The following is a 13,956-nucleotide window of genomic DNA, read 5'->3' on the forward strand; positions in this document are numbered from 1 at the left end:
GGCCGGGCCGCGCTGGCGAGAACCCGCCAGGGCAGCTTCCCGTCAGCGGTGGTCAACTCCCGTGCGGACGCGTGCACATCACACTCGTCCCAGCACATGTCACGCGCGACCCGGACGAGATGAGGCGTGGATGAGCACAGGACCAGTCAGACGCGGCACGGCACTGCTGGCGGCGGCGCTGGTGGGCGCCCTGCTCCCGGCCGGCCCCGCGGTCGCCCGGGCGGCCCCCGCCCCCGCCGCCGCGCCCGCCCGGGGCGCCGCCGCCCCCGCGGCCGTCACCCTGGTCACCGGCGACCGGGTGACCGTCACCGACCTCGGACAGGGCCGGCAGACCGTCACCGTGCGGCGGCCCCCGGGTGCCACCGGCGCCGTCCGCACCCAGCGGACCGACGGGCACCTGACCGTCGTACCGGACGAGGCGCTGCCGTATCTGCGGTCCGGCCGCCTGGACCGGCGGCTGTTCGACGTCACCGGGCTGATCCGGCAGGGGCTCACCGACGCGCGGGCGGACGCGTTGCCGCTGATCGTGACCTACGGCGAGGGCGTCCGGGCCGCCATCCCGGCCGGGGCGAAGCGCACCCGGGCGCTGCCCAGCCTGCGCGGGGCCGCGCTGGCGGCGGGCCGGGGCCGTACCTTCTGGCGGTCGTTCACCCGGGGCGCGGACATCGGCAAGGTGTGGCTGGACGGCCGGGTGACCGCCGACCTCGCCCACAGCAACGCCCAGATCGGCACGGCGGCGGCCTGGGACGCGGGACTGACCGGCAAGGGCGTCACCGTCGCCGTCCTGGACAGCGGCGTCGACCTCGGCCACCCCGACCTGGCCGGCCGGGTGAGCACCGTCCGGAGCTTCGTCGAGGGCGAGGAGGTCGCCGACCGCAACGGGCACGGCACCCATGTCACCTCCACGGTCGGCGGCAGCGGCGCCGCCTCCGACGGCACGGAGAAAGGCGTCGCGCCGGGCGCCACGCTCGCCGTCGGCAAGGTGCTCGGCGACCAAGGCTTCGGCAGCGAGTCGCAGATCATCGCCGGGATGGAGTGGGCGGCCCGGGACGTGCGGGCCCGGATCGTCTCCATGAGCCTGGGGTCCCAGGAGCCGAGCGACGGCACCGACCCGATGGCCCAGGCGCTGAACACCCTGACGAAGGAGACCGGGGCCCTGTTCGTGGTCGCCGCCGGCAACACCGGCGCGCCCTCCGCCATCGGCTCGCCCGGCGCCGCCGACGCCGCGCTCACCGTCGGCGCGGTCGACTCCGCCGACCGGCCCGCCTACTTCACCTCCGCCGGGCCCCGCCTCGGCGACAACGCCCTCAAGCCGGACGTCTCCGCGCCCGGCGTCGACATCCTCGCCGCCCGCTCCCGGCTCGCCCCCGGCACCGGCGACTACACCTCCATGAGCGGTACGTCGATGGCGACCCCGCAAGCCGCCGGGGTGGCCGCGCTGCTCGCGGAGCGGCACCCCGACTGGAGCGGCGCCGAGCTGAAGGACGCGCTGCTGTCCACCTCCCGGCAGCTCGACACGTCCGCGTACGTCCTGGGCGCGGGCCGGGTCAGCGTCCCGGACGCGGTACGGGCCGGCCTCACCGCCACCGGCAGCGCCGACCTGGGCTTCCACCGCTGGCCCTACGACACCGACCGGCCCGTCACCCGGACCCTCACCTACCGCAACACCTCCGACGCCGAGGTGCGGCTGCGGCTGTCCGTGCGGGGTGCCCCCGACGGGGTCGTCACCCTGGCCCGGGACACCCTCACCGTGCCCGCGCGCTCCACCGCGTCCACCACCGTCACCGGCGACGCCACCCGCGCGCCCGTCGGCGAGACCAGCGGGCAGGTCGTGGCCGCCGCCGAGGACGGCACACCCCTCGCGCACACCGCGTTCGGCCTGGTCAAGGAGGAGGAGCGGTACACGCTCACCGTCCACGTCAAGGACCGCGACGGCGCCCCCGTGCCCGCCGACCTCACCGTGCGGCGGCTCGCCGGGGGCGAGGACGCCCGGCCCGCGCACGTCGGCGCCTCCGGCACCCTCCGGCTGCGCCTGGAGCCGGGCACCTACACCCTCGCCACCTTCCTCGACGTGCGCGGCGGCCACGGCGCCGACTCCCTCGGCCTCGGCTTCCTCGCCGCCCCCGAGATCCGCCTGGACCACGACCAGGACGTCACCCTGGACGGCCGGGAGCTGCGCGAGGTCAGGGCCGCCGTGGACCGGCGCACCGAGACCCGCCAGCTGCTGATGGAGTACGACCGGCGGGCGGGCGGCGCCGACCTGTTCGAAGCGGTCCAGGTCCCCCTCGCCTACGACAGCGTCTTCGCCGCGCCCACCCCGACGGTCGCCCAGGGCACCTTCGAGTACCGCACCGTGTGGCGGCTGGCCAAGCCGCGGTTGGAGGTGAAGGGCGTCGGCGAGGCCACCGTCCAGCCCGGCGGCACCCTCGCCGAGGGCCGCACCCGGCTGCCGCTGGCCGACGTCGGCGACGGCCCCCTGACCGGCGTGTCCGGCAAGGCCGTCCTCGCGCACCTCGCCACCGGCGCCGACCCGGCCGCGCTCGCCGAAGCCGCCCAGGACGCGGGCGCCAAGGCCCTGTTCGTCACGGACGACGCGCCCGGCCGGCTGCTGGCCTGGTGGGGCACGGACGACAACACCGGCCGGCCGCTGACGATCGCCACCGTGGGCCGCGCCGACGCCGCCCGGCTGCGCGCCGCCGGACGGGTCGACATGACCGGCACGGCCGACTCGCCGTACGTCTACGACCTGTCCGAGGGCCACCCGGGCGCGATCCCCGACCGGGACCTCACGTACACCCCCCGACTCGCGTCCGTGCACGTGAGGTTCCACGCGGCCGAACCGACCGACGGCGGCGAGTTCCGCTACTCCCTCACCGGCACCTTCCCGGTCGGCATCGGCTTCCAGGAGCGCGTCTCGCTGCCCGCCGAGCGCACCGACTACGTCTCCACCGGCCCCGGCCAGCTGTGGCACGAGTCGGTCACCGTCCGCGACGGCGCGCTGGAGGAACGCGGCGGGCTGGTCCGCTACACCGGCGGCACCCGGCCCAAGCTGGACTGGTTCCGCCCGGTGTGGCACCCCTGGCTGGGCACCGGGCTCGGCTGGGGCCAGCAACGCGCCGGTGACCGCCTCCAGTTCAACACGCCCGGCTGGGGCGACTCCGGGCCCGACCACACCGGCTTCGGCGACGTGTGGAGCGACGAGAGCGGACTGCGCCAGACCACCGCCGTCTACCTGGACGGCACCCTCGTGGACGAGAGCACCAGCTCCGCCGCCTACGTCTTGGGCGCGCCCGCCGACGAGCACACCTACAAGGTCGTCACCGACACCGCCCTGGACGCCGCCCGCTGGCCCGTCGCCACCCGCGGCCACACCGAGTGGACCTTCCGGTCGGCGGCAACCCCGGCGGACCGCTGGACGTACCTGCCGCTGGTCAACCTCGCCTTCGACCTCGACACCGACCTGGCCGGCCGGGTGCCCGCGGGCCGGCGCGTGCCGGTCGGGATCTCCGCCGAGTACGTCGCGGGCGCGACCGGCACCGGCAGACTCGGCGGCGGCCGGCTGGAGGTGTCGTACGACGACGGCACCACCTGGCGGGCGGTCCCGCTGACCGCCGACGGAGGCGCCTCCTGGCGCGGCACGCTCACCGTGCCGCGCGGCACCGCCCACCTCTCCCTGCGCGCCTTCGCCCGTGACGACCGGGGCGGCTCGGTCACCCAGGAGATCGTCCGGGCGGCGGCCGTCAAGTAGCCGGGGAACGGGGGTGGTTCGCGGGTCCCACGATGCCCCGGACCACTCCCAGCTCCACCAGGTCCTGCGGCCGGATGCGCAACTGGCCGGCGGTCGCCTCCACCTGCTCCGGCGGGCGCTTGAGGATGGCCGCCGCGAGTTCGGGCGCGATCACCGAGAAGTAACTGTCCGGGGTGGCCCAGGTGTTGCCCGGCGCGGCCAGCGCCAGCGCCCCGCCGGAGCCGCCCTCGCCGATCACGAGGGTGGCCAGGGGCACCCGGGCATCGGCCACCGCCCGGAACACCTCGGCGATCGCGGCCCCGGCCCCCTGCCGCTCGGCGTCCGCGCCGTTGGCGGCGCCCGGGGTGTCCACCAGCGTCAGCACCGGGACGCCGAGCCGGTCCGCGAGCCGGATCAGCCGGGCGGCGGTGCGGTACCCGGCGGGCCGGGCCGCCGCCCCGGTCTGCGCCGCGAACGCCACGCTGCGGCCGTCCCGTTCGCCGAACCCGCACAGCATCCCGTCGGGATCCGTGCCGCCGCACCGGTCGCCGCTGATGAGCACCCGGCGGTCGAAGAAGCCGTCCAGGTAGGCGTCCGCCCGCGGCCGTCGCGGGTCCCGGGCCCCGGCGACGGCCTCCCACCCGGTGGCGGGCAGCCCGGCCCGGCCCAGGGCCCGGGGCACGGGCGCCTCGGCGGCCGGGGCCGTCAGCAGCCGCAGCCAGGTGCCGAGCACCTCCTTCAGCCGGTCCGGCTCCACCACCGCGTCCGCCGAGCCCGCCGCCACCTGCGCTTCGGCCGTGTACGCGGCCGGGTCGGCGTCCGGCGGGCGGACCCGGGAGCCGGCGAAGCCCACCTGGGCGCCGGGCAGGGCCAGCACCACGTCCGCGCCCGCCCCGAGCGTGGCCCAGCCGCCGCCGGTCGTCGGATCCCGCAGGACCGCGATCTGCGGCAGCCCGGCCCGCCGGGTGAGCGCGGAGGCGCGGGCCACCCGCTGGAGCTGGGTGAGCGCGAGCATGCCCTCCTGCATGCGGCTGCCGCCGGTCGCGATCAGCGGCACCACCGGCAGCCGGTGCGCGCGGGCGTGGGCGTGGGCCGCCACCAGCCGGTCCCCGGTGCGTTCGCCCAGCGAGCCGCCGAGGAAGCCGAACTCGAAGGCGATCAGCACGGCCTCGGTGCCCGCGACGCGCGCGGTGCCGCAGACCACCGACTCGCTCTCGCCGGTGCGCTCGGCGGCGCGGGCCCGCGAGGCGTCGTAGCCCTGCCAGCCCAGCGGCCCGTCCGGCACCGACCGCCCGGCGGGCGCCGGGAGTTCGCGGAGGCTGCCGGGGTCGGCCAGCAGCGCCAGCACCTCCCGCGCCGAGCGCCGCTCAGACATCGGCCAGGGCCCGCTTCATGATCTTGCCCATGTCGTTGCGGGGCAGCGCGTCCAGGTAGCGGACGGCACGGGGACGCTTGTGCGGGGCCAGCCGCCGGGCCACGTGGTCCGCCAGCTCCTCGGCGCCGGGCGGTGACTCCGGGTCCGCCGGGACGATCCAGGCCACGATCCGCTCGCCCAGGTCGGCGTCCGGCTCCCCGGTGACCGCCGCCTCCCGCACCCCCGGATGCTCCAGCAGCGCGTTCTCGATCTCCCCGGCCCCGATCTTGTAACCACCGCTCTTGATCAGGTCGGTGGCCTTGCGCCCGACGATCCGGACGTAGCCGTCGGGCTCCCGTACGGCCATGTCCCCGGTGCGGAAGAAACCGTCGGCGGTGAACGCGGCGGCGGTGGCGTCGGGCCGGTTCAGATACTCGGTGAACAGGTTCGGGCCGCGCACCTGGATCTCGCCGACGCTCTCCCCGTCCCAGGCGGTCAGCTCCGTGCCGTCCTCCTCCACCAGCCGCAGCTCCACGCCCGGCAGCGGCACCCCGACCGTGCCGGCCCGCGCCTCGCCGTCGGCCCGCACGCTGGTGTTCATCAGCGTCTCGGTCATGCCGTACCGCTCGATCACCCGCCGGCCGGTGGCCGCCGCGATCCGCTCGTGGTCGTGCACCGGCAGCGCGGCCGAGCCCGAGACCAGCAGCCGGGCCCGCGCCAGCGCCCCTGCCAGCTCCGGGTCGCCGGGCAGGGCCTCGGCGAGGCGGTGGTACATCGTCGGCACCCCGAACAGCATGGTCGCGCCGTCGTTCAGCTCGCGGGCCACGCCCTCGGGGGAGAACCGGCCCAGGTGCCGCACCGCGCCGCCGCGCCGCAGCGGGCCCAGGACGCCCAGCACCAGCCCGTGCACATGGAACAGCGGCAGCCCGTGCACCAGTACGTCGTCCCCGGTCCACCGCCAGGCGTCGGCGAGCGCGTCCAGGGTGGTGGCGAGGGCCCGGCGGGGCAGCACCGCGCCCTTGGGCGGGCCGGTGGTGCCGGAGGTGTACACGATCAGCGCCGGATCGCCGTCCGCCGCCCGTTCCTCGGGAAGCGGGCCGGTGGCGGAGGCGTCCACGTCGATCCGGGGCAGGCCGCCGAGGACCGGCGGCAGTTCGGTGTCCGGCGGGGCGAGGACCAGGGACGGCGCGCTGTCGGTGAGGATGTGCGCGAGTTCCTTCTCGCCCGACTTCGGGTTGAGCGGCACCGCGGCCACCCCGGCGAGCAGCGCGCCGGTCACCGCGACGGCGGTCTCCAGCTCCGGCACGGCCCACACCGCGACCCGGCCCGCCCCCTGAAGCCGGGCGGCGAGGGCACCCGCGGCGCCCGCGAGCGAGCCGTACGTCAGGGACCGGGACCCGAACCGCAGGGCGGCCATGTCGGGGGGACCGTCCGCCAGGGCGGGGAAGAGAGGGGACACGCGGCGCACTCCTTACTGCCGGCGGCGGCCGGCTGCCGGGGACGACAGCACCCTTCCTACACCAGCGGAACGGCGCGCGGCGGGCCTTGTTAGCCTCGCCACCGCACCCTTCATCGAACCCGCGTACGAAAGGGAGTCCCGCCGTGCCCCGTATCGCCCTCGCCACCTACGACCCCGGCTCCGGACCCAGCAAGGACACCGATCTGCCGGTCCTGGTACGGGCGCTGCGGGAGGCCGGCGCCGACGCGGAGGCCCGGTACTGGGACGACCCGGCGGCCGACTGGGCCGGATACGACCTCGTGGTCATCCGCTCCACCTGGGACTACAGCTGGCGGGCCGCCGAGTTCGCCGCCTGGGTGGAGCGCACCGCGACCCTGACCCGGCTGGCCAACCCGGCCCCCGTCGTGCGCTGGAACACCGACAAGCGCTACCTCGGCGAGCTGGCGGCGGCCGGGGTGCCCACCGTCCCCACCCGCTACATAGCCCCCGGCGAGGCGGCCGCCCTGCCCACCGGCCACGAGTTCGTCGTCAAGCCGACCTCGGGCGCGGGCGCCCGGTTCGCCGCCCGCTACACCCCCGCCGAGCACGACACCGCGCTGCGGCAGCTCGCCCGGATGCACGCCGAGGGCTTCACCGCGATGGTCCAGCCGTACATGCCGGGCATCGACGTGCGCGGGGAGCGGGCCCTGCAGTTCTTCGGCGGACGGCTGCTGCACGCCAGCCGCAAGGGCGCCGTACTGTCCCCCGGCACCCCCTACGACGCCGACAAGGTCGCCCACCCCGGCGTGGAGCGCTGGCAGCCGGCCCCCGCCGAACTGGCCGTGGCGGAACGGGCGCTGGCCGCCGTGTCCGGGACGCCCGAGCTGCTGTACGCGCGCGTGGACCTGGTCGACGGCGACGACGGCGAACCCCGCCTGATGGAACTGGAACTGGTCGAACCCAACCTGTTCCTCCGGCTGCACCCGGAGTCCCTGCCCCGGGTGACGGAGACGATCCTGCGGACGGCCCGGGAAATCTGAACTCCGCCCGCATGCCGGACGGTTCGCCGTATCCGCTGGACGCCGGAGGGTCCTGTACCGCAGGCTGGGGCCGCCAAGATCACTACGAGTCGGGGGAGTCGACGTGTCCAAGGTATGGCTGGTGACCGGCGCGAGCAGCGGATTCGGCCGGGCGATCACCGAGGCCGCGGTAGCCGCCGGTGACCTGGTGATCGGCGCGGCCCGCCGCCCCGAGGCCCTGGAGGACCTGGTCGCCGCCCACCCGGGCCGGGTGGAGGCGCTGCGCCTCGACGTGACGGACGGCGCCGTGATCGAGGCGGCGGTCGCGGACGTCGTGGCCCGGCACGGCCGGATCGACGTGCTGGTCAACAACGCGGGCCGCACGCACGTCGGCGCGGTCGAGGAGACCACCGAGCGGGAACTGCGGGACCTGTTCGAGCTGCACGTCTTCGGGCCGACCGCCCTGGTGCGGGCGGTGCTGCCGCACATGCGCGAGCGGCGCTCGGGCGCGATCGTGCAGATGAGCAGCATGGGCGGGCAGATGTCCTTCGCGGGCTTCGGGGCGTACTCCGCCACCAAGTTCGCGCTGGAGGGCCTCTCCGAGGCGCTCGCCGACGAGGTGGCGGAGTACGGCATCAAGGTGCTGATCGTGGAGCCGGGCGCGTTCCGGACCTCCCTGTTCGACACCGGCCGGGCCGGGGCCAGCCCCGACAGCGGGGTGTACACCAAGGTCGGCGAGACCCGCGGGTTCGTCTCCGGCGCCGACGGCTCCCAGCCCGGCGACCCGGCGAAGGCGGCGGCCGTCATCCTGGCCGCGCTGGAGGCCGAGCGGCCCCCACTGCGGCTGCCGCTGGGCGACGACGGGGTGACCGCGGTCCTGGACCACCTCGACCAGGTCCGCGCGGAGATCACCGAATGGGAGAAGCGAACCCGAGCGACCGGCTTCGACGCCTAGGTCGTGTCTTTCCGCGCCCTGGAAAGTCCCCCAACTCCCGTAGGTTTGGGGGACTTTCCCCGTGCACTCGTCAGCTGACGACGACTCCGCGATGATCCGTCCATGCCTGGTTCGCGGCGACCATGGCGTTCAGCCACTCGGCAGCCGGGTTGCGCTCCGCGTAGGACCGGTGCATGCGCAGGCCGGCCGCCGCGAAGGCGTCCACCGCCCCGGGCTGTGCCTGGTGCCATGCGGGGCACTGCGAGGCGTACCGTTCGGTGGAGCCCGGGTCGTGGCCGGCCGCGATGAGCTGCACGACCAGGAGGGCGACGTCGATGAATCCCGCGCCCCTGGTCGGCCATGCCCAGTCCACCACCCAGTTCCGCGTGGAGCCGATCAGGAAGTTGCTCGGGTTGATGTCCGTGTGCAGCAGGGAGTCACCCCGGAACAACGACGCCTCGGCGGGGTCTGCGGTGAAGCGGTCCCACCGGGTCTCGGTCCAGTGCTCGGCGACCGGGGGGAGCGGCAACCCCCCGATCCGACGGACGAGACCGACCACCTTCGGCACGTCCGGGGAGCCGGGCGCGAAATCCGCCGTCCGGGCCTGTACCGCCTCGAATCCCAGGACCAGCCAGTCGTCCTCCACCTCCCAGAGCAGGGGCGGCGAGACAGGGATCGTGTAGTCGTTGATCATCTGTTCCCGGATCAGCGACGTACGCCGTCCTCCCGCACGGTTGCGGACCGCCTTGACGAAGAACCGACCCTTCTCGCAGTCGACAAGGGCGGTCAGGTCCGAGCTGAACCCTCGCTCGGTCCGCCGGATACTGCTCACCTCCCCCGTGTGCCGCCGGATGAACGGAAGGATCCTGGTCTCTGGAGTATCTGCGTTCATACGCCGCTCAGTTCCTCGGGGAACACGAACTGCCCGGATAGCCGGGGGTGCATTCCCCGTTGTCGGGGCCCTCGTCACTTTCATTGTCCGGACCGCATGGGCAGCCGTGCGCTGACGGCTTGTGCGGACGGTGCAATCAGCGCAGTCAGGGCACCAGGCCGCGAGGCGCCCGATGCAGGTGGGCACAGGTCCGTGACCCGGACCCTTGACGCCCTGCCGAACTGGCCAACCCCCGGGTTACCGCCCACCTACCGTGGGCATGATGGCCGGTCGCCGGGGAGGTGCCCCCAGGCCACCCGGTCAACCGACGACCGCCGTCCGCTGGAGCAGCCCCCAGGTGAACTCCGCGACCAGTTCGTGCCGTGCGCCGTCGCGGGTCGGGGCGGTGAGGGCCAGGCCCGACCGGGTGGGGGCCGTGCCCTGGAGCGGGCGGGCGGGGGCGAAGGCGCGGGCGGCCTCGTCCACCGTGCACGACCACGGGGTCAGGTCCTCCAGGGTGTCGAGGCGCGGGCCCGGCGCGTCCGGCGCCCGCACCAGCCACGCGTGCCACACCCCGCCGTCCGGCCCGGCCAGCACCTCGAACCGCAGGTCGGGCCAGAGCGGCAGGGCCCACCGCCGGGCCTCGCAGTCCAGGTCGCCGATCCGCCGCGGCAGCACGGACTCGGGAGCGCCGAGGACGGCCCGGTACCGCGCGGCGGCACCCCGGCCCCGCGGCGAGCGGACCATCGCCTGCCACCGCTTGTTGGCCTCCCGCATGTCCGCCGCCGACGCGCCGAGCCGCCGCCGCGCCTCCTCCACGAGGTCCGGGTTGTGGTCGGCCATGCGGCGCAGCAGCACAAGCTGGAAGTCGAGTTCCATGGAGCCATCGTGCCCGGTCCGGCTCCCGCCCATTGCCCGCGCAACCTTCCCTGACTAGCCTGTGTTCGTCATGCCGATCGCCTGTTGATATCTCGAACATTCCGACCCGGATATCGCCACGGGCGCCAACACCAAGGGAGGGGGCCGGACGTGGGACGCCTCGTGCCTGCCGTGACCCGGGCTCTGGACATTCTTGAGCTGTTCCTCGACGGGGACGGGACACTCTCCGCCCCCGACATCGTGCGCAGGCTCCAGCTGCCGCGCACCACCGTGCACGAGCTGGTCACCACGCTCGCCGCACGGTCGTACATCGTGCCGGTACCCGGCCAGCCCGGACGGTACCGGCTCGGAGTGCGCCCGTACCAGCTCGGCAGCCGCTACGCCGAGCAGCTCGACCTCGCCGCCGAGGGCCAGCAGGTGGCCCGCTCGGTCGCCGAGACCTGTGACGAGACGGTGCACGTCGCCATCCTGGAGGGCACCGACGTCATCTACATCGCCAAGGTCGACTCCACCCACGCCGTCCGCATGGTCTCCGCCGCCGGCCGCCGGCTGCCCGCCCACTGCACCTCGGTCGGCAAGATGCTGCTGGCCTCGCTGCCCGGTCCGGAGCTGTCCGCGCGGATCCCCGACGACGCCGAACTGGCCGCGATGACGCCGAACAGCATCACCGAACCGTCCGCGCTGCGGGCGGCCCTCACGGAGATCCGGGAGCGCGGGATCGCGGTGGAGAGCCGCGAGTCCAACCCCGACGTCTCCTGCGTCGCCGCGCCGGTCCGCGACCGCACCGGCCAGGTTGTCGCCGCGCTGTCCATCTCCGTCCCTATGATTCGCTGGAGCGACGAGCGCCGGGCCGAGCTGGAGCAGCTGGCCGCCAAGGGCGCGGCGGAACTGTCGGAGCGGCTGGGACACAGGAGCGCGGCATGACGGCGTACGAGGTGGCGGTGGCGGCGGAGGCGACGCTCGGCGAGGGACCGACCTGGGACCCGGCGACCGGCACGCTCCTCTGGCTGGACATCCTGGGCATGCGGCTGCACACCTACGACCCGGTGACCGGCCGCCGCACGGTCCGTACGACGCCCCAGCACGTCGGCGCCGCCAAGCCCCGCGCGGGCGGCGGCCTGGTGCTGAACCTGCGCGACGGCGTCGGCCTGCTGGACCCCGACGGCGCGTTCCGCTGGCTGCACCACGAGCCGGTCCCGGGCCGCCGCGCGAACGACGCGGCCGTCGCCCCGGACGGCTCCCTGTGGGCGGGCACGATGCGCTACGACGAGGCGGCCGGCGGCGGCACGCTGTCCCGCCTCACCGGGGACGGCACCGCGCGGACGGTGCTGGACGACGTCACGGTCAGCAACGGCACCGGCTGGAGTCCCGACGGCCGTCTCATGTACTACGTCGACAGCCCGACGCGCCGCGTGGACGTGTTCGACTACGACTCCGAGGGCATCCGCGACCGCCGTCCGCTGGTGGAGATCGAGGAGGGCGCGGGCTACCCGGACGGCCTCACGGTGGACGCCGACGGCTGCGTGTGGGTGGCCCTGTGGGACGGCGGAGCGGTCCGCCGCTACACGCCCGACGGCACGCTGGACCGCGTCATCTCCCTGCCCACTCCCCGGACCACGGCCTGCGCCTTCGGCGGCGCCGCCCTGACCGACCTCTACGTCACCACGGCCCGCACGGGTCTCGAGTCCCCCCACCCCTTGTCGGGCTCCCTGCTGGTGATCGCGAACGCGGGCAAGGGGCTGCCCCAGCCGCCGTTCGAGGGCTGAGGCGTACGGGTCTTCACACCCGCGTCTCCACCCGGCCCCCCGCCACCCGGGCCCGCACCGCCTCGATGTCGGCCGGTTTCCGCAGCGCACGCGACACGGCCCCGATCTCCCGCAGCAGACCGGCCGTGTCGGCCCCGCCGCCCCCCGGCCCGGGCCGCGCGCCCGAACCCGTCTCGACGGCGTCCAGCACGCACACCGCCGCCGCCAGCGCCCGGGCCCGCTCGGGCGGATGGCCGAGCCCGAGTGCCGCGTCGTACGCGCGTCCGCACAGCCCGGCGTCGATGCGCCGGGCCAGCGGCAGCAGCACGTCCCGGATGAACGTCTCGCGCCGGGTGAGCCGCAGTTCGGGCGTGGCGCGCAGCACGAACGGCAGCCCCGCCCCGCTCACCGACCGCAACAGCCGGTACAGCGGCCGTAGTTCGCAGTGCGCGAGCCGGACCCGCCACCGGTCGCGCAGATACTGTCCGGCGTGCGGCAGGACGAACCCGGCGGCCACGAGGATCGCGGCGACGGCGGCCACGGCCGGTGCCAGGTCGGTGCTCAGCCAGTCCGCGTTCCGCCCGGCCCAGCGCGCCCCGACGGCGGTCAGCTTGGCCGCGCTGTACGCCAGGTCCAGCGCGTATCCGGCGCCCAGCAGCCTGAGGCCCCGGCGCAGCCAGGCGTCCAGGCCCGGAAGGCGCACCCAGGCCCGGATCAGCCGGGAGCTGACCAGGCAGGCCACGGCGTGCGCGAGGAGGTAGAGCAGGATGCCCTCGCGGATGAACGGCGTGTTCGCGTAGTAGGTGTCCAGGTCCCGTAGCCGCTCCACGGGCGCGTCGGCGAGCGCGAACAGCACCCACAGGGCGACGATCACGCCGGAGTACACCGAGAGCACCCAGCGGCGCGCGCGGCGGGTGCCGGCCGGGCGGCCGCAGGGGCCGTTGCGCCAGGTCATGAGCAGCAGCAGGCCGTTCGCGCACAGCGCGGTGATCAGTGAATAACACCAGGGCGCCGAGATGTTGGGCACGCCGGTCAGCCGGTTGACCAGGGCGACGGTGGACGGCGCGCTGAAGACGAACACCGCGCAGGCGAGCAGCAGCAGCGTGCCGACCGTGCGCAGCAGCGGGTCCCGCCACAGCCGGATGATCGTCGGCAGTTTGATCGCCAGGGCGGCGACGAGCACGGCCGCGGGGATCCAGAAGGAGACGGAGAACTCGCAGAGGAGGACCGGCGGTGTCACCGCGCGGCTCCCCCCTCCCCGGGCCGGTCCGCCGTCGGCGCGGCGCGTCCGTCCGGGCCGCCCGCCCGTTCGCGTCCGCGGTAGCCGAGGGAGCGCTGAAGGGGGTCCGGCGGAGCGGGCCGGGCCCCGGACAGGTGGCTGCGGAACAGGGTGGCCAGGCGGTGCCCGAAGTGGTCCGCCTCGGCCTCGTCGGTCTCCCGGGAGCCGTTGCGGGCGGCCACCGTGAGGGCCGCCTCCCGCCAGCCGGGGGCGTCGGCGAGGGCGCGGGCCGCGGCGGCCCCGGCCAGGTGGTGGTGGCGGTGCCCGGCGTGCAGGTGCCACAGTTCGTGTCCCAGGATGACCAGTTGCTGCACGTCCTCCGCCCGCTCCTCCACGATGATCAGGTCGAAGTCGGCGAACTCGACCCACAGCCCGGTCACTTCTATCTCGTCCGGGAACCGCTCGAACCGCAGCTCGACCGGCCGCCCGGCGCGCAGCGCGGTCATCTCCTCGCACAGCGCGTGGCACAACTGCCGTATGTCCCGCGGGGTTTCGGGCCGGGCGCGGACGGCGGCGGCGAGGTCGCCGGCCAGCTCCCGCATCGCCGAACCGGTGCGCGGGCGGAGCATCCGGGAGGCGAGCGCGGTCAGCCGCCGCCGCGCGTCCGCGATGCCCATCGGCCCCCCTTCGTACCGTGTCCGGCCCGGTCATGGCTGGTCCGAGGGTACGCGCACGAATGTGCCCGCGTCATGCCTTCCCCCGGCCGTCGT

At 75.2% G+C, this 13,956-nt stretch carries 11 protein-coding genes; 5 read left to right on the forward strand and 6 right to left on the reverse strand.

Annotated features, from left to right (window positions below; all coding sequences use genetic code 11):
* The first annotated feature begins 130 nt into the window (after positions 1 to 130).
* Complete coding sequence (locus tag ACSURM_RS25050; RefSeq protein WP_436958000.1) at positions 131 to 3,748, forward strand: S8 family serine peptidase; 3,618 nt, start codon at positions 131 to 133, stop codon at positions 3,746 to 3,748.
* Here the strand turns inward: ACSURM_RS25050 and ACSURM_RS25055 are convergent.
* Entirely contained in the window at positions 3,741 to 5,102 is a 1,362-nt protein-coding gene (locus ACSURM_RS25055; RefSeq protein ID WP_436958001.1) for a carboxyl transferase domain-containing protein, read from the reverse strand. The two genes, ACSURM_RS25050 and ACSURM_RS25055, sit on opposite strands and share 8 nt — an antisense overlap.
* Positions 5,095 to 6,540, reverse strand: coding sequence for an acyl-CoA synthetase (locus ACSURM_RS25060; protein ID WP_436958002.1), 1,446 nt, complete (start codon positions 6,538 to 6,540; stop codon positions 5,095 to 5,097). Before ACSURM_RS25060 ends, ACSURM_RS25055 begins: the two co-directional genes overlap by 8 nt.
* A gap of 143 nt (positions 6,541 to 6,683) precedes the next feature.
* Between ACSURM_RS25060 and ACSURM_RS25065 the strand changes: the two genes are divergently transcribed.
* The gene (locus tag ACSURM_RS25065; RefSeq protein WP_436958003.1) at positions 6,684 to 7,559 is read left to right on the forward strand and encodes an ATP-grasp domain-containing protein; all 876 of its coding nucleotides are present in this window, start codon (positions 6,684 to 6,686) and stop codon (positions 7,557 to 7,559) included.
* A 103-nt stretch (positions 7,560 to 7,662) separates the two neighbouring features.
* Positions 7,663 to 8,493, forward strand: a complete 831-nt coding sequence (locus ACSURM_RS25070; RefSeq protein WP_436958004.1) for an oxidoreductase — start codon at positions 7,663 to 7,665, stop codon at positions 8,491 to 8,493.
* 70 nt (positions 8,494 to 8,563) lie between these two features.
* Here ACSURM_RS25070 and ACSURM_RS25075 read toward each other — a convergent pair whose 3' ends face one another.
* Positions 8,564 to 9,304: a protein kinase gene (locus ACSURM_RS25075; protein ID WP_436958005.1), complete on the reverse strand. Its 741-nt coding sequence runs from the start codon at positions 9,302 to 9,304 to the stop codon at positions 8,564 to 8,566.
* A gap of 360 nt (positions 9,305 to 9,664) precedes the next feature.
* The gene (locus ACSURM_RS25080) at positions 9,665 to 10,222 is read right to left on the reverse strand and encodes a hypothetical protein (protein WP_436958006.1); all 558 of its coding nucleotides are present in this window, start codon (positions 10,220 to 10,222) and stop codon (positions 9,665 to 9,667) included.
* Between the two features lie 150 nt (positions 10,223 to 10,372).
* Here ACSURM_RS25080 and ACSURM_RS25085 point away from each other — a divergent pair, with 150 nt between their 5' ends.
* Both ACSURM_RS25085 and ACSURM_RS25090 read left to right on the forward strand, forming a co-directional pair.
* Positions 10,373 to 11,146: an IclR family transcriptional regulator gene (locus ACSURM_RS25085; protein ID WP_436958007.1), complete on the forward strand. Its 774-nt coding sequence runs from the start codon at positions 10,373 to 10,375 to the stop codon at positions 11,144 to 11,146.
* Positions 11,143 to 11,988 carry an SMP-30/gluconolactonase/LRE family protein gene (locus tag ACSURM_RS25090; protein ID WP_436958008.1) on the forward strand — a complete coding sequence of 282 codons (846 nt, stop codon included), beginning with the start codon at positions 11,143 to 11,145 and terminating at the stop codon, positions 11,986 to 11,988. Before ACSURM_RS25085 ends, ACSURM_RS25090 begins: the two co-directional genes overlap by 4 nt.
* 13 nt (positions 11,989 to 12,001) lie before the next feature.
* Here the strand turns inward: ACSURM_RS25090 and ACSURM_RS25095 are convergent, their stop codons facing one another.
* Both ACSURM_RS25095 and ACSURM_RS25100 read right to left on the reverse strand, forming a co-directional pair.
* Entirely contained in the window at positions 12,002 to 13,207 is a 1,206-nt protein-coding gene (locus ACSURM_RS25095) for an MAB_1171c family putative transporter (protein ID WP_436958009.1), read from the reverse strand.
* Complete coding sequence (locus ACSURM_RS25100) at positions 13,204 to 13,863, reverse strand: toxin-antitoxin system, toxin component family protein (RefSeq protein WP_436958010.1); 660 nt, start codon at positions 13,861 to 13,863, stop codon at positions 13,204 to 13,206. The genes ACSURM_RS25095 and ACSURM_RS25100 overlap by 4 nt, the downstream gene beginning before the upstream one ends.
* Positions 13,864 to 13,956: the final 93 nt, after the last annotated feature.

The sequence above is a fragment of the Streptomyces sp. SudanB182_2057 genome, assembly GCF_964272715.1.
Taxonomy (GTDB): domain Bacteria; phylum Actinomycetota; class Actinomycetes; order Streptomycetales; family Streptomycetaceae; genus Streptomyces; species Streptomyces rubradiris.

What these genes read in the sequence shown, in the direction of transcription:
- ACSURM_RS25050 (WP_436958000.1), top strand. Translation starts at nt 131, where the DNA reads ATGAGCACAGGACCAGTCAGACGCGGCACGGCACTGCTGGCGGCGGCG.
- ACSURM_RS25055 (WP_436958001.1), bottom strand. Translation starts at nt 5,102, where the DNA reads ATGTCTGAGCGGCGCTCGGCGCGGGAGGTGCTGGCGCTGCTGGCCGAC.
- ACSURM_RS25080 (WP_436958006.1), bottom strand. Translation starts at nt 10,222, where the DNA reads ATGGAACTCGACTTCCAGCTTGTGCTGCTGCGCCGCATGGCCGACCAC.
- ACSURM_RS25090 (WP_436958008.1), top strand. Translation starts at nt 11,143, where the DNA reads ATGACGGCGTACGAGGTGGCGGTGGCGGCGGAGGCGACGCTCGGCGAG.
- ACSURM_RS25100 (WP_436958010.1), bottom strand. Translation starts at nt 13,863, where the DNA reads ATGGGCATCGCGGACGCGCGGCGGCGGCTGACCGCGCTCGCCTCCCGG.